15 protein-coding genes and 1 tRNA gene are annotated in these 19,331 nt (G+C 64.2%); 10 read left to right on the forward strand and 6 right to left on the reverse strand.

What is annotated here, in order from left to right:
• Positions 1–122: 122 nt before the first annotated feature.
• Positions 123–983 (reverse strand): c-type cytochrome, encoded by an 861-nt coding sequence (locus NFH97_RS09185; RefSeq protein ID WP_231498572.1) that lies wholly within the window; start codon positions 981–983, stop codon positions 123–125.
• Positions 984–1,225: 242 nt separating this feature from the next.
• Between NFH97_RS09185 and NFH97_RS09190 the strand changes: the two genes are divergently transcribed.
• Positions 1,226–1,302 (forward strand) — tRNA-Arg (locus NFH97_RS09190).
• A 333-nt stretch (positions 1,303–1,635) separates the two neighbouring features.
• Here the strand turns inward: NFH97_RS09190 and NFH97_RS09195 are convergent.
• The 3 genes from NFH97_RS09195 to NFH97_RS09205 form a co-directional block, all read right to left on the reverse strand.
• The gene (locus NFH97_RS09195) at positions 1,636–2,766 is read right to left on the reverse strand and encodes a polysaccharide lyase family 7 protein (protein ID WP_349624707.1); all 1,131 of its coding nucleotides are present in this window, start codon (positions 2,764–2,766) and stop codon (positions 1,636–1,638) included.
• Between the two features lie 166 nt (positions 2,767–2,932).
• Positions 2,933–4,924, reverse strand: a complete 1,992-nt coding sequence (locus tag NFH97_RS09200; protein WP_349624708.1) for a methyl-accepting chemotaxis protein — start codon at positions 4,922–4,924, stop codon at positions 2,933–2,935.
• 338 nt (positions 4,925–5,262) lie between these two features.
• Entirely contained in the window at positions 5,263–6,744 is a 1,482-nt protein-coding gene (locus tag NFH97_RS09205; RefSeq protein WP_349624709.1) for a sodium:solute symporter family protein, read from the reverse strand.
• A 270-nt stretch (positions 6,745–7,014) separates the two neighbouring features.
• Between NFH97_RS09205 and NFH97_RS09210 the strand changes: the two genes are divergently transcribed.
• A complete protein-coding gene (locus NFH97_RS09210) occupies positions 7,015–7,911 on the forward strand; it encodes a LysR family transcriptional regulator (protein WP_222516290.1) in 897 nt (298 codons plus the stop codon).
• Between the two features lie 13 nt (positions 7,912–7,924).
• Here NFH97_RS09210 and NFH97_RS09215 read toward each other — a convergent pair whose 3' ends face one another.
• Positions 7,925–9,133: a M24 family metallopeptidase gene (locus tag NFH97_RS09215; RefSeq protein WP_349624710.1), complete on the reverse strand. Its 1,209-nt coding sequence runs from the start codon at positions 9,131–9,133 to the stop codon at positions 7,925–7,927.
• A 398-nt stretch (positions 9,134–9,531) separates the two neighbouring features.
• Between NFH97_RS09215 and NFH97_RS09220 the strand changes: the two genes are divergently transcribed.
• From NFH97_RS09220 to NFH97_RS09240, 5 genes are read left to right on the forward strand one after another with little or no spacing between them, the layout of a single operon-like run.
• A complete protein-coding gene (locus NFH97_RS09220; protein WP_349624711.1) occupies positions 9,532–10,509 on the forward strand; it encodes a TRAP transporter substrate-binding protein in 978 nt (325 codons plus the stop codon).
• Positions 10,510–10,514: 5 nt separating this feature from the next.
• Entirely contained in the window at positions 10,515–11,015 is a 501-nt protein-coding gene (locus NFH97_RS09225; protein WP_349625497.1) for a TRAP transporter small permease, read from the forward strand.
• Positions 11,012–12,301: a TRAP transporter large permease gene (locus NFH97_RS09230; RefSeq protein ID WP_349624712.1), complete on the forward strand. Its 1,290-nt coding sequence runs from the start codon at positions 11,012–11,014 to the stop codon at positions 12,299–12,301. The genes NFH97_RS09225 and NFH97_RS09230 overlap by 4 nt, the downstream gene beginning before the upstream one ends.
• A 3-nt stretch (positions 12,302–12,304) precedes the next feature.
• Positions 12,305–13,078: an HpcH/HpaI aldolase/citrate lyase family protein gene (locus tag NFH97_RS09235; protein ID WP_349624713.1), complete on the forward strand. Its 774-nt coding sequence runs from the start codon at positions 12,305–12,307 to the stop codon at positions 13,076–13,078.
• Between the two features lie 39 nt (positions 13,079–13,117).
• Entirely contained in the window at positions 13,118–14,836 is a 1,719-nt protein-coding gene (locus tag NFH97_RS09240) for a thiamine pyrophosphate-binding protein (RefSeq protein ID WP_222568642.1), read from the forward strand.
• A 10-nt stretch (positions 14,837–14,846) separates the two neighbouring features.
• Here NFH97_RS09240 and NFH97_RS09245 read toward each other — a convergent pair whose 3' ends face one another.
• Positions 14,847–15,842: a LysR family transcriptional regulator gene (locus tag NFH97_RS09245; protein ID WP_349624714.1), complete on the reverse strand. Its 996-nt coding sequence runs from the start codon at positions 15,840–15,842 to the stop codon at positions 14,847–14,849.
• Positions 15,843–16,480: 638 nt separating this feature from the next.
• On the opposite strand from NFH97_RS09245, the gene dctP reads away from it, so the two are divergent.
• From dctP to NFH97_RS09260, 3 genes are read left to right on the forward strand one after another with little or no spacing between them, the layout of a single operon-like run.
• Positions 16,481–17,494 carry a TRAP transporter substrate-binding protein DctP gene (gene dctP / locus NFH97_RS09250; RefSeq protein ID WP_222568643.1) on the forward strand — a complete coding sequence of 338 codons (1,014 nt, stop codon included), beginning with the start codon at positions 16,481–16,483 and terminating at the stop codon, positions 17,492–17,494.
• 13 nt (positions 17,495–17,507) lie between these two features.
• A complete protein-coding gene (locus tag NFH97_RS09255) occupies positions 17,508–18,023 on the forward strand; it encodes a TRAP transporter small permease (protein ID WP_045992344.1) in 516 nt (171 codons plus the stop codon).
• Positions 18,024–18,026: 3 nt separating this feature from the next.
• Positions 18,027–19,331: a TRAP transporter large permease gene (locus NFH97_RS09260; RefSeq protein ID WP_108132012.1), complete on the forward strand. Its 1,305-nt coding sequence runs from the start codon at positions 18,027–18,029 to the stop codon at positions 19,329–19,331.

The raw sequence follows: 19,331 nt of genomic DNA on the forward strand, positions 1-19,331 counted from the left end.
CTGTGGATAAGCCCGATGGCATCAAGGCTTGGCACGACCCGAGTGCAGGACCAGGCCTCGCCAGCAGACCAACGCAAGCGGGGCGCCCATGGGCGCCCCGCTGCTATATCGCGTGAGTCGATTTACTGGGTCATGTAAATGACGGCCGCCTTGATCTCGTCATCGGACAGACTCGGGTTGCCACCCTTGGGCGGCATCGCGTTGAAGCCGTTGATGGCGTGGTCATAGAGGGTGTCCATGCCCTTGGCCAGGCGCGGTTCCCAGGCGGCGGCGTCACCGCGAACCGGGGCGCCGGCGACACCGGCTTCATGGCACGCCATGCAGATGCCGCCATAGACCGCTTCACCATCGATGGCCGCCACCGCCGGGTCGACCTCGGCAGAGCCTGCATCGGTTGCAGCGGCGTCGTCGCCGCCAGCCGCATCGGTGGCGGCAGCGTCCTCACCTGCTGCTTCGTTGCTGGCAGCGGCGGCGCTGTCGTCTGATGCTGTCTCTTCGGCAGGGGCCGCCTCGCTGGCGCCTGCGTCGCTTGACGGCACTTCCATCACCGGCTCGACCAGGTAGGCCACCGCCGCATGGACTTCTTCATCGGACAGGTTCGGGTTGCCGCCACGGGCCGGCATCGCATTGAAGCCGTTAAGAGCGTGATCCAGCAGGGTGTCGAAGCCCTTGGTGGTGCGTTCGGCCCAGGCCGCTTCGTCGCCGCGCTTGGGTGCGCCGGCGACGCCGGTATCGTGGCAGGCCATGCAGATGCCGCCGTAGACGGCTTCGCCATCGACGCCACCGCCCGACGCCGCGGCGTCACCGCCGCCTGACGCGGCGGCCATGGCGCTGCCACATTCCTGGCCTTCGAGGCACACAGAACCTACCGGGGCCAGGCGCTCGGCCATGGCGTCACGCTCGGCATCGTCCTGTGCCATCGCCTGGCCGGAGCCCAGGCCCAGGGTGATCAGACACCCCATGATCAGCTTGCTGGATTTCACTCTCACCACCTCTGTAACGGTCGCTTGATGGAAGTTATTGTTGGTGGCGCCGAGCACGGCCATCGTCCCTATCGCCGGGCGTCACGCTGTGCCGGCAGTATAGCGAGATCGCTCGAGACGGGAAAATGTCGCCCGTCGCCGGGAAGGTGGCGCTGCGGGGCTTGGGCATGCCCTTGGGTGGACACCGGCGGGTGCGCAAGGTAGGATATGGCTCGCCGCGTGACAGGTTCAGGCGGCACCGCGCGCCCTTAGCTCAGCTGGATAGAGCGTTGCCCTCCGGAGGCAAAGGTCAAAGGTTCGAATCCTTTAGGGCGCGCCATAGAATTCAAGGGCTTACGACACTGTCGTAGGCCCTTTTTCATGTCTGGAGGGTGGGTCGGCAGGGGGGCATCGAGCGTTCGAATCGGGCCATTCACTGCCGTTGAATTTGCCCATTGCTGCACGAGCACATGCTTGAAAGTGCACGGTTTTCTGTCGAAGTTCGCCCTTGAGGCGAAAGCGCCTTTGCTGATCTGGATCAAGTCGGCCTTTGTTGCCGAGCGCCGTAGGCCAGGAGCAAGCGGCAGCTTCGCCCCTGGCGTGAACGTTACGCTTCTCTGACGTGGACGTTGCTCTTCTCTGGCGTGGACGTTACCGGGCGCTCGCTGGACGCTTACTCGACCGGGCCGCTATCCAGCTCGCTGAACACGACCTGAGCGTAGTCGCCGTGTTGCTGGTCCGTCTCCCACACCCCGGTACCCAGGCAGGCGCCAGATTCCGGCTTGGTGTTGCACTGGTTATAGGACCCCGCCTTGAAGTACATCCAGTCACCGGCGTAGCCGTGCGGATGATCGGCCTCGTCGACCTCACCGTCGGGACCGACGTTGTCGGCCAGGTTCTGCTCGAAGGTGCGGGTGGGGTGGCCGTCTGACGCGAAGGTCAGGTGCATGACGTCGTCCTTGACCTCGACCCGATAGCGGAAGCTCTCGCCCAGGGCGATGCCCGCCTCGCCCGGATCCTCGCTGCCGCTCCAGTCGTTGCCCCACACCGCGTGGCTGACATCGATGCGCTCGGGGTCATCCTTCTCGAGGTTGCGTTCATAGTTCCAGAACACCGAGCCGGTCTCGTGGTCGGGAAACTTCTTGTAGTAGATCTTCAGCGGTTCGTTGCCGTGGCCGAAGCCATTGTCCTGGGCCAGCACCGCTTCGTCCTTGCCGGCGTGGATCTGGCCGATGACCACCGAGTAGGCCGCTGCCCGGTCGGGCTTGTCGGTGCGCTCGGCGACGTGATCGACCCGCAGCGTGGCATCGAGGTAGCCGCCGATCTGGGCGTAGCGGTCAGCCTCGGGGTGGGAGGCGAGGGCAAAGTTTTGCTCAGGTGCCTTGGGGCCGAAGGCGTCGTCGGCGCCGGCCAGCATCTGACGCAGTTCCGTGCGTGCATTGCTGGAATTGGGGGTGGTGAAGGCGCTATTGGGGGTCACGAAGACCAGATTATTGTTGTCGTTCAGATAGTAGTAGTCCGGATGTTGATAGGACTGAAGCTCGCCGACCGATATCTCGTCGACGTCGTCGTCGCCGTCGACGTCCATGGGCAGGGTTAACTTCCAGGTCGTCAGGTCGAAGACCTGCGCCGGTGGCGTATCCTCGGCGGCGGCCATGGAGGATATACCGAAGGAGGAGACGGCCAGGGCCGACAGCGCGACGATCAAGGGCTTGCGAAGGGGGTGGCGAGGGGACTGGTAAAGGGGCTGGCAAAGGGAATGGCGATGGGAGTGAAAACGGCTGAGATGGTCGTGTTCGAGCACGGCGTTGTTCCTTGTTGTGCTGGGGTGGCATCAGCAAGGCTAGAATTGCGTTTCAATATTGTCAAAGACGATTCATCAAAAATAAAACGAGGTTTTGTTTGTATGGGTTCCATGCCTGATAAAAAAAGCCGCCCGGAAGGGCGGCAAGGCGGGGAACCTGTAGGGCCTATGCGTGGCAGTCGACAAGGGTGGCCTGGGGTGAGCCAATAAGCGGCCCGTCTTCCGACGTGGCGTGAAGGGCCGTTGGCACATCGACCTTGAAGCGGCCCACCAGCGAGGCCATGTCGCGAGCCCGCTTGTCGAGGGACTCGCTGGCGGTGGCAACGCGTTCGACCAGGCCGGTGTTGCGCTGGGTGACGTCCTCGAGTTGCGCCAGTGCCTGAGTGATCTGTTCGATACCCAGCGACTGCTCGGTCGCCGCGGTGGAAATCTCCGACACCAGGGTCGCCGTCTGCTGGGCATGCTCGGAGATGGTGACCAGCGCCTCGCTGGTGGAAGCCACCAGTCGCTCCCCCTTGTCGACCCGCTGCGTACTGGTGGTGATCAACCGGCGGATCAGGGTGGCTTCTTCTGCGCAGCGGCTGGCAAGCTTCTGCACCTCCGAAGCCACCACCGAAAACCCTCGACCCTGGTCGCCGGCGCGCGCCGCCTCCACCGAAGCGTTCAGGGCCAGAATATTGGTCTGGAAGGCGATGTCGTCGATGGCCTCGACGATCCTGGTGACTTCCTGGTTGGCGTCGCGAATCTGTTCCATGGCCGTACGGGTCTGGGCGGCGTTCTGGCTCAGGTCGTTGGCGCGGCAGGCGACTTCACGGGTCATTTCCTGCGCCTGGCGAGCGGAGTCCGAGGTCTGCTTCACGGTGGCGGTGATCTGCTCCATGCTGGAAGCGGTCTGGATCAGTGAGGCCGCCTGCTGCTCCGTCCTGCTCGCCAGGTCATGGTTGCCCCTGGTGATTTCTCCACTGACCGCCTCGACGGCGCTGGCGCTCTTCTTCAGGTTGACCACCAGGCTGGCAATACTGCTCAGCGAGTCGTTGAAGGCGCGGTAAAGCTGCGACAGCTCGTCCTTGCCGGGGACCGCCAGTCGCTTGGTCAGATCATCTTTCTGCTCGCTGATGTCCATCAGGGCAATCTTTAGAGGACGCACCACGCTGCGGGCGGTCACAATCGAAAACACGAAGGTAATGCCCATGACCACAAGCATGGCCAGAGCGTGCTTGAGAAGGTAGCTGAAGGATGCTTTCTGCAAGTCGTCAATACGTGCCATAAGGTGCTGTTCTGCCGACCGGGAGATCTGCTGAATGCCATCGATATACTCGGTCTGGGCCTCGAACCACTCCTGGTGATCGATGCCGAAGCCGCCGCTTGAGGCCTTGTCGAGGACCACGTTGCGCATGGCATTCAAACGCTCGCCAAGTGCGCTGCCGGTCAGCGTCTTGAGCTCCTCCTGAACCCTCGGTGATGAAAGCTCGAAGAAGTTCTTCTTGTGCACATCGGACTTCACGATCAACGAAAGCAGCTTCCTGAACATTACTGGCGATATCGCGTCGGCGCTGAAAGATGCCGCCAGTACCGCCCGTTCTATGCCGGCCAGCTCCTTGATGTTCAAAAGGTCGTAATAGGCCGTCAGCTGACGGGCGACCTCTCCCTGATCGACGCCAAAGGTCAGCTTGGCGACGATATCGATCAGCGCCTCGTTGATGTTGGTATAAGCGTCCGTCGATGCTTCGGCAGATATGTCGAGACCATCGACCTTACGCCGTAGGTCATCCTTCTCCTCAAGCAGACGCTTTGCCAGATCGACCTGTGCTGCGATTCGAGGGTCATGACGGGAAAAGTCTATGTCAGCGATGTAGCGGTCAAATGATTCGGCCTGGGTATTGGTCGCCTCACGTTGCACCGGTAGCTCTGCGTGATAATTACGGCCATGACTGCTGAGAAAGGCGGCCGTCATCCCCCGTTCGCGCTGCAGTTCGTGTACCAGGTTGGCCGAATGACGCCCGAGGATCGCTACCTCTTGAAGATTGTCCATCCGGGTAACGACCGCCTGGCGTTCCAGCACTGTGGAGAGCGTCATCCACAGGATGGAAAGCAGCGGCAAGAAAAGCACCAGGAAGAACTTTCTTCCCATGGTCAGGCGATCAAGGAGTGATGTCATTGGCAGAGGGCTCATGCTGGGAGGGGCCAACCGGCAGTCATGGGGTGAGCGAAGTCATTTCCTGGCTTGCTCATCGCTCGGACTGCCTCCGATTAGCAGCGATGCCAGGGTTATCGACCCATGAAAGCGTCAAGTTGAGAGGAATATGCTAAAGCGCTTCGCACCAATGATCTGGGTCATGAGAGTCGCCGGTTCTCGGCCATGATGCTCAGGTTCGACCGCGACTATTCGCTGGGTGACGGAGGTTTCACGAGAATGGCCGCCTCGGAAGGCGGCCTGTCTTTTTTGCCCAAACCTCAGAACCCAGGTCCTGAGGCGAGTCGGGGGGATGTTTTCGGTCAAGCAGGGTGGTCAGGGAGGGATGGGTTCGGATGGCGGGCATGGGTGCGATGGCTGCGACCGACGAGGGTCACGCCGATATACAGAGCCGACGACACCACGCAGCCGGTCAGCGGACCGATCAACCAGCCCACATCGGCGAACAGCATCATGTAGCCGCTGGTGAAGAAGCCGCCGAGCATGGCCGCCAGCGCCCCCCAGGCCGAGCCCTGCCAGAAGGTCGAGATGAACACCGGGCCGATCAGGCTGGCGAGCAGGGTGCCGGTGCCGAGGATGCCGAGCCAGGACAGCATGAAGGGCGGTGCGTAGAGCATCATCAGCAGCGCCAGCACGCCGAGCACCAGCACCGCGGCCCGGTTCAGGCCCAGGACGCGCCGTGCCGAAGGCTGTCGTTCGGCAAAGATCGCCAGGCGCAGGTCATGGGAGACGCTGGAGGCCACGGTGTGCAAAAGGGAGTTCGCGGTGGACTTCATGGCGAAGATGATGAACAAGGTGATGACGCCCTGGATCGCCGGATGCATGAACTGCTCGAGATAGACCGGCATGGCGCTGTCGGGGTCCGCCAGTCCCGGCAGCTTGACCCTGACGTAGAGCCCGACCAGCGGAATCAGACTGAGCAGGCCGCCGAGCACCGCGACGTAGATGCCGACCTTGTGCAGCTTGACCTCGGGCTTGAAGGCCAGGAAGCGGATCGCCATGAACGGCAGCACCGCCGCGAACAGAAAGGCGTAGGGCAGGACCAGGAAGACGTTGCCTCGGGAGGCGCCGTAGTGGGCCCCGTTGGTCGGGTTCAACAGCTCCGGGTCGATGGCGTTCAAGCCGCTTTCCCACTCGTTCAAGTCAATGGTGGTCAGCATCTGAATGACGATGATGACCGCCGCCAGGGCCATGCCCCAGACCATGATGGTGTCGGTCCAGGCCACCGCGGCCAGCCCCCCGAGCATGGTGTAGAGGATGATCACCCCGACCATCAGCACGGCGCTTTGGTCGAGCTCGATGCCCAGCCAGCTGGCACCCAGAAGCCCCACCGCCTTGATCTGACTGGTCAGGAAGACCAGTAGCAGCACCACGGTGATGATCGCCGATACCGCCTGCAGCACTCGCCCCATGGCGCCGCCGCCGTGGGACTGGCCGATGTACTCGGGGATGGTATTGCTGCCCATCTCGAGCGCCTTGCGCTGCATGAAGCGGGCGAAGTAGAGCACCGCGATGACCATCGCCGGTGCAAAGAAGAAGTTGCCCAGCACCTCGATGGCACCAAACTGGTAGGTGACCCCGGGCGAGCCCATGAAGCCCCAGCCGCTGAATCCGGTGGCAACGATGGTACCGGCACCGACGAAGGCCCCCAGCGAGCGCCCGGCGACCAGGAAGCCGGCGGCGTCATCCTTGTGCATGCGCCGCGAGGACAGGTAGCCCAGATAGAGCATCAGGCCGAAGGTCATCAGCAGAAGCGCCCAATTGAACAGGGTAAAGGAGTCCATGTGCGTCACCTCGGTTGGCGGGCCTTGAGTTCTCGACGCAGGTAGGCTGCACCGGTGTGAATCAGCATGTAGAGCGTTAGAATGGCAAAGGTGGTCAATACCCAGGAGTTCATGAGGAAGCCTCTATTGTTTGTTGTTGGACGTCGACAATCGGCAGTCGTCGAGAGGTAGCGTCGATCTCCATCGACAGATTCAAGGTATTTTCTTGCCGCTGATGCGACCAATAAGAACGACAAATCGATGCATGATCTATGCCAATGAGGCCCCAGGTTGAAGACGATACCGAGTGAGTTATTGCGTACCTTCGTGACCATCAATGAGCTGGGAGGCTTTACCGCGGCAGGAGAGCGTCTGGGGCGTTCCCAGCCCGCCATCAGCCTGCAGATGAAGAAGCTCGAGGAGATGCTGGGTACTCGCCTGTTTCTGCGCGGAAGTCAGCTGGAAATGACCCAGGATGGTGACTATCTCTACCAGGAAGCCAGGGCCATGCTGGCGATCAATGACCGGCTGGTGGAGAAGCTTTGCGGAGGGGGCGTCAGTGGCAAGGTAAGGCTAGGTATTCCCAACGATTTCGAGCTGGCATTTGTGCCGAGAGTGCTGAGGAATCTGGCGCGGGTCTACCCCAATATCGAGGTTGAGGTCGACTGTGAGATCAGCAGGGTCATACTCCAGCGTTTTCACAGACATCACTACGATATCGCCCTGGTGATGGAGCCGGAAAGGGTCGACGATGATCGCGATGCTCGGGATATCCGGGTAGATGACCTGGTCTGGGTGGTCGGCGACACGGCATTGCTCGAGGGTGAAGCGCCGCTGCCTCTGGTCACCTATCCCCTGGGGTGCCTGTACCGCTCGGCGGCGGAAGCGGCGTTGAGGGCCAGGGCGATGCCCTATCGGGTGAGCTACGCCAGTACCAGCCTGCTCGGTATCTTCACCGCGGTGGAGGAGGGCCTGGGCGTGACCGCCCTGGCGCGCAGCGTCAGCCCCGACCACTTGCACTGCGTGGATGGCGCGGACCGGCTGCCCGAGCTTGGACGCGTCACCTTCGGCCTGCACTACCAGACCGGCGAGCTGTCCGTGGCGGCGCACCACGTGCTGGACTACCTCAGGGCCGGGCTCGCCGACATGGGGGGCGAGCGGCCCCCCATGTCACGTCCCGGCCGGTGATCGCCGGATCGGTTCAACTCACGATGTTGTGGGCCGGCCCGTAGGGGAAGCCGGTGATATTGTCGGCGCCGTCTTCCTTGACCACCAGGATGTCGTGCTCGCGGTAGCCACCGGCGCCGGGCTGGCCTTCGGGAATCATCAGCATGGGCTCCATCGACACCACCATGTTTGGCTCCAGTACGGTATCGATGTCCTCGCGCAGTTCAAGACCCGCCTCGCGGCCGTAGTAGTGGCTCAGGGTGCCGAAGGAGTGCCCGTAGCCAAAGGTGCGGTACTTGAGAACGTCGTGTCTGGCGAAGATCTCGTTGAGCTCGTGGGCGATATCGCTGCAGCGGGCACCGGGGCGAATCAGCTGCTGGCCGCGCTCGTGGACCTCGCAGTTGATCTCCCACAGCCGCAGATGGGCATCGCTTGCGTGCTCGCAGAACAGGGTGCGCTCCAGCGCCGTGTAGTAGCCCGAGATCATCGGAAAGGTGTTCAGGCTCAGGATGTCGCCGGGGCGCACGCGACGGCTGGTGACCGGATTGTGGGCGCCGTCGGTGTTGATGCCGGACTGGAACCACACCCAGGTGTCCATCAGCTCGCTCTGCGGGTAGGTCTTGGCGATCTCGCGCACCATGGCGCTCTGGCCGGCCAGCGCCACTTCGTACTCGGGCACCCCGGCGGCGATGGCGTCGCGTACCGCGACACCGCCCACGTCGGCGATACGCGCCCCCTGACGGATCAGCGCGATCTCTTCGGCGGACTTGATCATGCGCATCTGCATGGTGGGTACGCCGATGTCGACCAGCTCTACCTCGCCAAGGGCGCTTTCCAGCTTGTCGCGGTTGGCCAGGGTCAGATGGTCGAACTCCACCCCGATGCGCCGTTTGCCTTCGCATAGCCGCATGATGGCCTTGAAGAAGTTGTCCTTCTGCCAGTCGGTGTAGACGATGTTGTCACCCAGACGGTTGCGCCGATACGGTTGGCCGCCGTCGATGTTGGCGGTGACGGTAGTAAAGCCTCCCTGGGTCACCACCAGTCCGTAGTCGCGGCCGAAGCGACAATAGACGAAGTCACTGAAGTAATTGATGTTGTGATAGGAGGTCAGGACCACGGCATCGACCTGCTGCTCGGCCATGTGCTGGCGCAGACGGGCCAGGCGGCCCTGCATCTCGGCGTCGCTGAAGGTGGGGGTGACCTTTTCACCGTTGGGGATCTCGATCAGAGAGGGCAGTTGCATAGGGGCTCCTTGTAATTCTTGGCCGACAGGGCGGTGGTTCTCATCCTGCGCTGGCGCCAGCCTCGACGCTGACCACCGCGCTGGATCGACTATCGCCGTGGAGCCGTCAACGGCGCCAATCACAACCGCAAATGCCCCCATTTGCGCCAGAAAAATGGTTCTTGAACAGTGCGTTAAAGGAGTGTCTGGAAGCGCTTGTGGTTGCCGCCCGAGGCCTGTCGAAGGGCCACCCTGACCACTGTCCAATGGCTTTGCATAAATCAGGCTTATGCAAAGCATAAAATCTTGAAAATTGTCTAATACGCCTACCTGGCCGAGTCTCAAGTGACGCCTGTCTTGCCGTTAACAAAGCGGTGGCGGGCCCAGATCACAATCACAATGACTCAACGGGTACCCCCATGACCTCCAGGATGCTCCCCCTGCTGGCGCTTGGCGCCTTCGCCGGTCTTTCCACCTCGGCCCAAGCCCTCGACATCAAGCTCGGCCACGTGCTGGCCCCTACCCATAGCTGGCATATCGCCGCTGAAGGCTTCGCCGACGAGGTGCGCGAGGCCACCGAGGGTCGCGTCAACTTCCAGGTCTTCCCCAGCGGCCAGCTCGGCAACGAAAAGACCATGGTCGAAGGCATGCAGATCGGCAGCGTGCCCGCCGGGGTGATCGGCTGCGGCTCCTTCCAGCCGCTGGACGCCCGCTTCGGCATCGTCGAGCTGCCCTACTCCTGGGCGGACCGCCAGGACGCCTACGCCGCCTACGACGGTGAGCTGGGCGAGGCGCTGGAAGCCATCGCCTCCGACTACAACATGAAGATCCTGTCCTGGTGGGAGAACGGCTTTCGCCACGTCACCAACAACCAGGGCCCGGTCGAGACCCCCGAGGACCTGGCCGGCCTGAAGATCCGGGTAACCCCGGACAAGATGCGCCTGGATACCTTCACCGCGCTTGGCGCGAGTCCGGCCCCGCTGTCCTTCGGCGAGCTCTACTCGGCGCTGCAGCAGGGGGTATTCGACGCCCAGGAAAATCCGCTGTCGATCATCCATTCCTCGTCCTTCTTCGAGGTCCAGGACTACGTCTCGCTGACCGGACACGTATGGGCACCGGCCTGCCTGACCGTCGCCAACAACGTCTGGCAGCGCCTGTCCGAGGACGACCAGGCGGCGGTCCAGCAGCTGGCCGACAACTGGCGTGACGAACAGCGCCGCATGACCCAGGAGGACGACTCGCGTCTGGTGGCCGAGCTCGAGGCCGAGGGCATGAGCGTCAACGAGGTCGATACCGCGCCGTTCAATGCCGCCGTCCAGGGCGTCTGGGCCGACTACGAAGACGTCTTCGGCAGCGACCTGATGGCGCTGGTGAAGCGCTATCGCGAAGGGCAGTGATCGCGATGACCGTGCACGGCCTGCTGAACCCCGTGGCGCGCCTCGTCTCGCGCCTGTGCCTGGCGCTGGCCGGCATCGGCGCCGCCCTGCTGGCGGCGCTGGTCGCCTACTCGGTGTTCATGCGCTGGGTGGTGGGGGCGCCGCCCCACTGGGCCGAAGAGCTGCCCCAGCTTGTGCTGGTGTGGACCGCGCTGCTGGCCGGCGTGGCCTGCACCTACAAGCGCAGCCACCTGAGCGCCGGACTGATGCCGCTGCTGGTGAGTTCCCCCGCCGTTCGCAGAGAGATCACCCGGGCCACCGACCTGCTGCTGCTGGTGATGCTGCTGTTGCTGGCCAAGGCCGGCTGGGACCTGGCCTGGCTGACCATGAGCCAGACCACTACCGCGCTGCAGCTACCTGCGGGGCTGGTGTATCTGTCGGTGCCGGTGTGCTGCGCCGGCATGGCGCTGGCGCAGTGTGACCATCTGCTGGCGCGCCAGCCGCTGCCACAGGAGGGCGACGCATGACCCTTGGTGCCTTGACCCTGGTGGGCGTCTTCGCCCTGGCGATCCTGATCGACATTCCCATCGCCTTCGGCCTGATCCTGGCGGTGCTGTCCTATCTGCTGATGTTCGGCGCGGCGCCGATGATGGTCTCTGCCCAGCAGTTCGTGGCGGGCATGGAGAGCTTCACCCTGCTGGCCATTCCGCTGTTCGTGATGGCCGCCCAGTTGATGAATCACGCCGGACTGACCCAGCGTCTGGTGCGTCTGTGCATGGCGCTGGTAGGCGACATCCGTGGCGGCCTGGCGGTGGTCGCGGTGCTGGCCTGCATGATGTTCGGGGCGCTGTCAGGCTCTGGCGTGGCCGACGTCATCGCCATCGGCAGCATGCTGCTGCCGGCGATGCAGCGCAGCGGCTATCACCGCGGCTTCAGCAGCGCCCTGGTGGGCACCGCCAGCTCCATAGGCACGGTGATCCCGCCGAGCATCGTGATGATCGTCTACGGCACCACCTCCAACACCTCGGTTGGCAAGCTGTTCATGGGCGGCGTGATCCCCGGCCTGCTGTTGACCCTAGCGCTGGTGGGGGTGGCCATCTATGTGTCACGCCGCAACGGCTGGTCCGGTGGTACCCGGCCCGAGCCCGGCGAGCGCAAGCGTGCCTTTATCGCCGCCCTGCCGGCGCTGCTGGTGCCGGTGCTGATCATCGGAGGCATCCGCTTCGGCGTCTTCACCCCCACCGAAGCCGCCGCCTCGGCCATCGTCTATGCGCTGATCGTCGGCACCCTGGTCTATCGCAGCCTGAGCCTTCGGGACATCGTCGACAGCGTCATCGCCACCGCGGAGACCTCCGGCGCCATCCTGGTCATCATCGGTGCCGCCGGCATGTTCGCCTGGGGCCTGACCTACGAACAGGTGCCCCAGGCCATCGCCACACTGATCGGCGAGATCACCGACAGCCGCTACGGCGTACTGCTGCTGCTGACCGTGGTGTTGCTGGTGCTCGGCTCCTTCATGGAAAGCATCGCCATCATCATCATCATCATCGTCACCCCCATCGTCATGCCGCTGCTGGTGCAGTACGGCATCGACCCGGTGCACTTCGGGGTGCTGCTGACGGTGAACCTGGCGATCGGCGCCAATACGCCGCCGCTGGGGGTCGACCTGATGGCCGCCTGCCGCATCGCCGGAATCAGCGTGATGGAGTCGTTGCGCTACCTGGGACTGATGCTCGGGGCGATGGTCGCGGTACTGCTGCTGATCACCTTCGTGCCCGACATCGTGCTGTTCCTGCCGAACCTGATGGAGTGACCCATGGAGCCCCTGATCCCGACTCCTTCGTCCCTGGCCTCCTCGGCCCCGTCCCCCAAGCCCCTGGCCCAGTGTCGCAGCTGGCTGTTCGTGCCGGGGCATGACCCGGCACGCCTGGACCAGGCGCTGGCCAGCGGCGCCGAGGCCATCATCGTCGACCTGGAGGAGCTCACCCCGGACGCCGATCGCCGCCAGGCCTGCGACGACTTTGTCGCCTTCGCCGAGCGCTGCCGGCAGCGCCAGAGGCTCCCCATGGCGCGCATCAACCCGCTGACCCAGGGTGGCAAGGGCGAGCTGGCGGCGCTGATGCGGGCACGACCTGCGGCCATCTTCCTGCCCCAGGTCGAGTCCTCCATGGACATCGTGCTGCTGGCCCTGGCACTGGCCCGCGAAGAGCGTCGCGTCGGCCTCGAACAGGGCTGTACCGCGCTGATACCGACGCTGGAGAGCGCCGCCGGTGTGGGCGCCGCAGCGGAGATCCTCAAGGCAAGCCCAAGGGTGAGCGCGGCGCTTCTCGGCAGTGGCGATCTGTCGCGTGACCTGGGCATCGCCGCCGCCGCCGAGCCAGACGAGCGGGCCAGCGTCCTGGCGCCCTGGCGCGAGCGCTTCGTCGACGCCTGCGCCAAGGCCGAGTGTCTGGCCATCGACGGCCCCTGGCCTTATCGAGAGGGCTTCGAGCAAGACCTCGAGTGGGCCATGGCGCGGGGCTTTCGTGCCCGCTGCGTGGTGCTGCCCGAACACATCGCCCCGCTGCACCGGGCCCTGACAGACGCCTGAACCGCCTTTACCACCAACAACGATATCGAGAACCCTGACATGAGCCTGCCAGCCTCCACGCTTTCGCCAACCACGTCCCTTGCGCGCCGCAATGGCGGCCAGATCCTGATGGACCAGTTGCGCGCCCACGGCGCCCGCCGGGTCTTCCTGGTGCCGGGGGAAAGCTATCTGCCCTGCATCGACGCCCTCAACGAGCATCGGGGCGCCATCGAGCCCATCGTCTGCCGTCAGGAAAGCGGCGCCGCCTACATGGCCGAGGCCTACGGCAAGCTGACCAACGAGCCGGGCATCTGCTTCGTGACCCGTGGCCCGGGGGCTACCAACGCCTCCATCGGGGTGCATACCGCCTTTCAGGACTCGACCCCGATGATCCTGTTCATCGGCCAGGTGGGGAACGACTTCGTCGAGCGCGAGGCCTTTCAGGAGATCGACTACCGCCGCATGTTCGGCCCCATGGCCAAGTGGGTCGCCCAGATCGACGCCACCGACCGTATCCCCGAGTACATCGCCCGGGCCTATCGCGTCGCCACCAGCGGGCGTCCCGGTCCGGTGGTGCTGGCGTTGCCGGAAGACACCCTGTGGGGCGAAGCCGAGGTGGCCGACGCCCAGCCCATGGCCAAGCTGCATTCCCACCCCGGCGCGGCTCAGCTTGAGGCGCTCAAGGCGCGTCTGGCCGAGGCCGAGCGGCCCTTCCTGCTGATCGGTGGCAGCGGCTGGACGGCACAGGCCCAGGCCCAGATGGCGGCCTTCGCCGAGCGTTTCGAGCTGCCGGTGGGGGTGGCCTGGCGGCGGCTCGAGTGCTTCGACCAGCGCGATCCGCGCTTTGTCGGCCACGTCGGCTTCGCCATGGACGACGCCCTGCGCGAGCGGCTTGAGCATAGCGACCTGCTGATCGCCGTCGGCACCCGCATGGGCGAGGCCACCAGCGAAGGCTACTCGTGGATCCAGTCGCCGACCCCGCGCCAGGCGCTGGTACACGTCTACCCCGATCCCGAAGAGCTGGGCCGGGTCTATCATGCCGAGCTTGCCATCAACGCCGACGTGGTGGGCTTCGCCGCCGCCCTGGAGGGACTGGCGCCGGACACCTCACCGCGCTGGGCCGACCAGACCCGCGCCGCGCGCGCCGACTACCTGGCGACGCTTGAGCCCCAGCCGGCCCCGGGGCCGCTGAGTCTCGACAAGGTCGCCGCCAGCGTCGATCGTCGCCTGGACGGCCAGGGCTGCATCAGCGTGGGGGCCGGCAACTATGCGCTGTACGCCCACCGTTACGTGCGCTTTGCCGGGCTCGGCAGCTCGCTGGCGCCGACGGTGGGCTCCATGGGCTACGGCCTGCCGGCGGCGATCTCGTTCAAGCTCGAGCATCCCGACCGCCCGGCGGTGTGCTTCGCCGGTGACGGCTGCTTCCAGATGAACCTGCAGGAGCTGGGGGTGGCGCTGCAGTACGACGTCGGCCTGGTGATCCTTCTGTTCAACAACGGCATGTGGGGCACCATCCGCGCCCACCAGGAAAACGACTTCCCTGGCCGCGAGATCGCCCTGACCTTCACCAACCCGGCCTTCACCACCCTGGTCGAGTCCTACGGTGGCCTGGGCGAGATCGTCGAGCGTGACGAGGACTTCGACGCCGCCTTCGAGCGCGCCCTGGCCTTCGCCGAGCGCGAACGCCGTCCGGCGCTGATCGAGCTGCGCTACGAGGCCGACGGCATCGCCCCGGGCAAGCGCCTGAGTGCCATCCGCGAGGCTGCCCTAGCGCGTTGAACAGGCTGCCCTATGGCGTATCGTCAAAGGCGAGGGGCGCCTGGGCGGCGTCGGCCACGTCGATACCGGTGGTCAGGCGGTGCTCCATGGGCACCTTGGCCATGCAGGTGAGGAAGAACTCGATAAAGGTTGTCTCCGCCACGCTGGCGCGGCCTTCGCGGTGCCACATCAGGTGCAGGTCGATGTCGGCCACGCCGTCGTAGGGCGGCAGCGGCCACAGCTCGCCGTCCGCCACCTGCCGGGCTACCAGGTGCTCCGGCAGGCAGCCGATGCCCCAGCCCGCCATGACCATGCGCTGGATCTCCTGCAGACGACTGGACTGCCCCACCACCGGGCCCTTGAGGCCGTGCTGGGCGCGGAACACCGCCAGCGGCGACAGCACCCCGTCGAGCTGCTCGCTGCCGAAGGACACGTAGGCCTCCTGCTTGAGTTCTTCCATGGGCAGGCTGTCGCGGCCGAACAGGCGGTGGCTGCGCCCGCAGTACAGCCGATAGCGCTGGCGCGCCAGCACCTGGCTGTCGAGGTTGTCCGGGCAGCTCTGGGCTAGGCAGATACCCAGCGCGCTCTGGCGCTGTGACAGGGCGTGCTGCACCTCCTGGCTCGACATGTCCTCGATCTCGAAGGTGATCTGCGGATAGCGGCGATGGAAGGCCGCCAGCACGCTGTCGAGAAAGCGACACTGGATACCGGTGATAAAGGCCAGCGAGACGTGGCCGGCCACCTCCGGGTCCGACTCCCCCACCGAGGCCGCCAGGCGTGCCACATTGGCGTAGATATCCACCGCCTCGCGGTACACCAGCTGACCCGCCTGGGTCACCCGAAAGCGATGGCTGTCGCGCTCGATCAGCTTCTGGCCCAGCCGTTCTTCCAGCCGTTTCAGCGACAGGCTCACCGCCGGCTGAGACAGGTACAGGCGCACCGCCGCCTTGCTCACGCTCTCTTCCTGCACGATGACGATAAAGGTTCGCAGCAGGTTCCAGTCCAGGGTGTCGTGAATCGGCCGCATCACCGGCTCCTTTCATTTCTGTCAGCAAGAGGCGCTCGTGGGGACGATCTGTCCTCGCCGAAGGCGCCCTGATGTTGGCCTGTGTATGGTTGGCCAAGCTGTTGTCAGAGAATACACCGTCGGCCGTTGCCGGGCATGGGTTACCTCCTGCCAGCTTCGGCCTGGTCGAGGGTAACCGGCCAGGCGAGTCGATCCCTTGTTGCTGGAAAGAGCTGTTCTTCTGCTGGAAAGTGGCCGATATGGTGTCGAAATTGTCGCCTGTGGCAATAACGACGATGGAGCTGGATGGGCGTCTATATGAAAGAGGGTGTTTTATATAGGTCGTTGTATTATATGGCTTATCAGGTGTTATTGGGGTTTTGTCTCATCATGTTTGGCGTAAAATACTTCGAGATAATAGCCCTTTAATACGAGTTTTTTCACAAGATAGTGCTCTTTGTTTTTCTGGTTTTTATATTTTCATTTTGTTGTATAAATTCCGTAAATTCTACATATTAAAAATCGAAAAACTCGATCGGTGCCTTTCCATTGACCCCGGTGTGTCGGCCTGACTAGATTGAAGTGGTGTCGAAGATCCTTCTGCCGGACGCATCCCGCCTCGGCCACGGATGATAACAACCATAAACGCGAGGAAGACCATGAATCGCTCCCTGTCCCGACTCTCCCGCTCCATCCTGACCGTGTCCGCGCTGTCGCTGTCTGCCCTGTCACTGTCGGCGCTGTCACCCGATGCCCAGGCCACCGATCTGCGCATGCTGTCGAGCTACGACCTGACCTCGGCCTACACCCGCGAAGTCGCCCAGCGCTACATCGACAAGGTCCAGGGCGCCAGCGACGGCGAGGTCTCCATCAGCCTCAATGGCCCCGACGTGGTGCCGCCGTTCGAACAGCTGCAGCCGGTCTCGGTGGGGGTGTTCGATCTGCTCTACACCCACGGCGCCTACCACACCAACACCACCGGTGTCGGCGCGGCCATGGACGGGGTCTTCGTCGATCCTGCCAAGACCCGTGAGTCTGGCCTGTGGGACTTCATCGACAGCCACTACAACGAGCTCGGCCTGAAGCTGCTGGCGATTCCGCCGCTTGGCTCCAGCGGTTTCCAGTACGTGCTCAAGGAGCCCATCGAAGGCTCGCCGGGCCTCGAGGGACGTCGTCTGCGCGGCAGCCCCACCTACACCAACGTGACCCAGGGCCTGGGTGGCACGCCGGTGCTGATGTCCAGCGGCGACGTCTACTCCTCGCTGGATCGTAACGTCATCGACGGCGCCGCCTGGGGCCTCAACGGCGTCGAGGATCTTGGCTGGCACGAGGTGGCGGGCTACTTCTCCAAGCCCACCTTCGGCCAGACCTACACCTACCTGCTGATGAACCTCGACACCTTCAATGGCCTCGACGAGCAGGAGCAGTCGGTGCTGCTGGCCCAGGGCGAGGCGCTGGAAAGCGAGATCGCCGGGGTGCTCGACGAACTGGCGGTCGAGGAATGGGCGCGCCTGCGGGAGCTCGGCATGCACGAAACCGAGTTCGCCCCGGAAGACGCCGAGCGTCTCGACGAACTGGTGACCGAAGGCATCTGGCAGCTCGGCCTCGACAAGTCGCCGGAGGCGGTGGCCAAGATGCGCGAGATCGCCGAAAGCAACGACATGACCCCCTGATCGGATCGCTCCCATGCTGGCTACCCTTGCCCGTTGGCACGATGGCCTCACGCGATTCGGCTTCTACCTCGGCGGTGCCACCCTGTGTGGCATCGTCGTGTGTTTCTGGATCGAAGTGGTGGCCCGCTACTTCTTCAACGCCCCGACCCTGTGGTCGAGCTCCATCGTCGCCTACTGTCTGTGCCTGTCGGCCAGCCTGGCCATGCCGGAACTCGCCCGTACCCGTGGGCACATCGCCATCAGCGTGCTGCAGGACAGCCTGCCCGCCGCCCGGCGGCAGGGCTTCGAGCGCTTCACCTCGCTGCTGACCGCGGCGGTGTGCGCGCTGGCGGCCTGGATGCTGATCAGCGAGAGCCTTCGCCAGTTGGCCAGCGGCACCACCACCGCCATGGGGCTCGATATCCCCAAGGTGTGGGTGTCGAGCTTTATCGGCTACGGCTTTTCCAATACCGCGCTGCACTTTCTGCGGCGCGCGCTGCTGCCCGCCACCGTCGAGTGGCCCAGCGACAGTCCACGGCAGGAGGCGTAGACGATGGAGTGGTATGTCACCCTGGGCCTGGCCGTCGCCCTGCTGATGGGGCTGTTCGCCCTAGGCGTGCCGGTGTTTGTGGCCTTTCTGGCGATCAACGTGGCCGGCACCTTCTGGCTGATGGGCAGCGCCGGCTTCGGCCTGTTTGCCAACAGCGTCTATGACACCGTCACCTCGGAGACGCTGACCACCATCGCGCTGTTCGTGCTGATGGGCGAGCTGCTGTTCCGATCGGGCTCCATCGACGTCATCTTCGATTCCCTCGACACCTTGATGGGGCGCATCAAGGGCCGCCTGTACTTCTTCGTGGTGGCCCTGTCGACGCTGTTCGGCGCGCTGTCCGGCTCGGCCCTGGCGGTGACCGCCATGCTCAGCCGTTCGGCGCTACCGACGATGCAGCAGCGTGGCTACGACGACCGCCTGTCGATCGGCCTGATCCTCGGCGGCGCCGGCCTTGCACCGATCATCCCGCCGAGCCTTCTGGTGATCATCATCGGCTCCATGGTCGACGTCTCCATCGCTCGCCTTTTGATCGCAGGCATCATTCCGGGCATGCTCCTGGCCGGGTTGTTCGTGACCTACGTGGTGGTGCGCATGATGCTGGACCCGTCGCGGGCACCGGCGGTGGACGACTCGGGCGGCGGCAACTGGCGCCAGCGCGGTCGGGCGCTGGCCAACATGGCGCCGTTCTCGATCATCATCTTCTCGGTGCTGGGGCTGATGATGCTGGGGGTGGCGACGCCGTCTGAGTCCGCCGCCACCGGCGTGCTCGGGGCCATTCTGGTGGCCTTCTACTACCGCAAGTTCAGCCTCAAGATGGCCGGACAGGCGCTGCTGTCGTCGCTGTCGATCAGCGCCATGATCATCACCATCCTGGCTTGCTCCAAGCTGTTCAGTCAGCTTCTGTCCTTTACCGGGGCCACCTCCGGGCTGGTGGCCGCCGCCACCGCCATGGACCTGGACACCGGCCTGATGCTGCTGCTGTTGATGCTGATCCCGCTTATCGCCTGCATGTTCATCGACCAGATCGCCTTCATGATGGTGGTCATCCCGATCTACGCCCCGCTGGTCAAGGCCTACGGGTTCGACCCGGTGTGGTTCTGGACGCTGTTTCTGATCAACCTGGCGGTGGGCAGCCTGACCCCGCCGTTCGGCTACAACCTGTTCGCGGTCAAGGGCGGGGCACCCTCGGTGTCGATGCCGACCATCTACGCCGCCGCCTGGCCGATCGTGCTGTGCTTCCTGTTCGGCATGCTGATGCTGTACTGGGTGCCGGGACTGATCACCTGGCTGCCGAGCCTGATATAA

The sequence above is a fragment of the Halomonas sp. SCS19 genome (assembly GCF_040147015.1).
GTDB lineage: Bacteria > Pseudomonadota > Gammaproteobacteria > Pseudomonadales > Halomonadaceae > Halomonas > Halomonas litopenaei.

What these genes read in the sequence shown, in the direction of transcription:
- NFH97_RS09200 (WP_349624708.1), bottom strand. Translation starts at nt 4,924, where the DNA reads ATGACATCACTCCTTGATCGCCTGACCATGGGAAGAAAGTTCTTCCTG.
- NFH97_RS09205 (WP_349624709.1), bottom strand. Translation starts at nt 6,744, where the DNA reads ATGGACTCCTTTACCCTGTTCAATTGGGCGCTTCTGCTGATGACCTTC.
- NFH97_RS09215 (WP_349624710.1), bottom strand. Translation starts at nt 9,133, where the DNA reads ATGCAACTGCCCTCTCTGATCGAGATCCCCAACGGTGAAAAGGTCACC.
- NFH97_RS09220 (WP_349624711.1), top strand. Translation starts at nt 9,532, where the DNA reads ATGACCTCCAGGATGCTCCCCCTGCTGGCGCTTGGCGCCTTCGCCGGT.
- NFH97_RS09225 (WP_349625497.1), top strand. Translation starts at nt 10,515, where the DNA reads ATGACCGTGCACGGCCTGCTGAACCCCGTGGCGCGCCTCGTCTCGCGC.
- NFH97_RS09230 (WP_349624712.1), top strand. Translation starts at nt 11,012, where the DNA reads ATGACCCTTGGTGCCTTGACCCTGGTGGGCGTCTTCGCCCTGGCGATC.
- NFH97_RS09235 (WP_349624713.1), top strand. Translation starts at nt 12,305, where the DNA reads ATGGAGCCCCTGATCCCGACTCCTTCGTCCCTGGCCTCCTCGGCCCCG.
- NFH97_RS09240 (WP_222568642.1), top strand. Translation starts at nt 13,118, where the DNA reads ATGAGCCTGCCAGCCTCCACGCTTTCGCCAACCACGTCCCTTGCGCGC.
- NFH97_RS09245 (WP_349624714.1), bottom strand. Translation starts at nt 15,842, where the DNA reads ATGCGGCCGATTCACGACACCCTGGACTGGAACCTGCTGCGAACCTTT.
- dctP (WP_222568643.1), top strand. Translation starts at nt 16,481, where the DNA reads ATGAATCGCTCCCTGTCCCGACTCTCCCGCTCCATCCTGACCGTGTCC.
- NFH97_RS09255 (WP_045992344.1), top strand. Translation starts at nt 17,508, where the DNA reads ATGCTGGCTACCCTTGCCCGTTGGCACGATGGCCTCACGCGATTCGGC.
- NFH97_RS09260 (WP_108132012.1), top strand. Translation starts at nt 18,027, where the DNA reads ATGGAGTGGTATGTCACCCTGGGCCTGGCCGTCGCCCTGCTGATGGGG.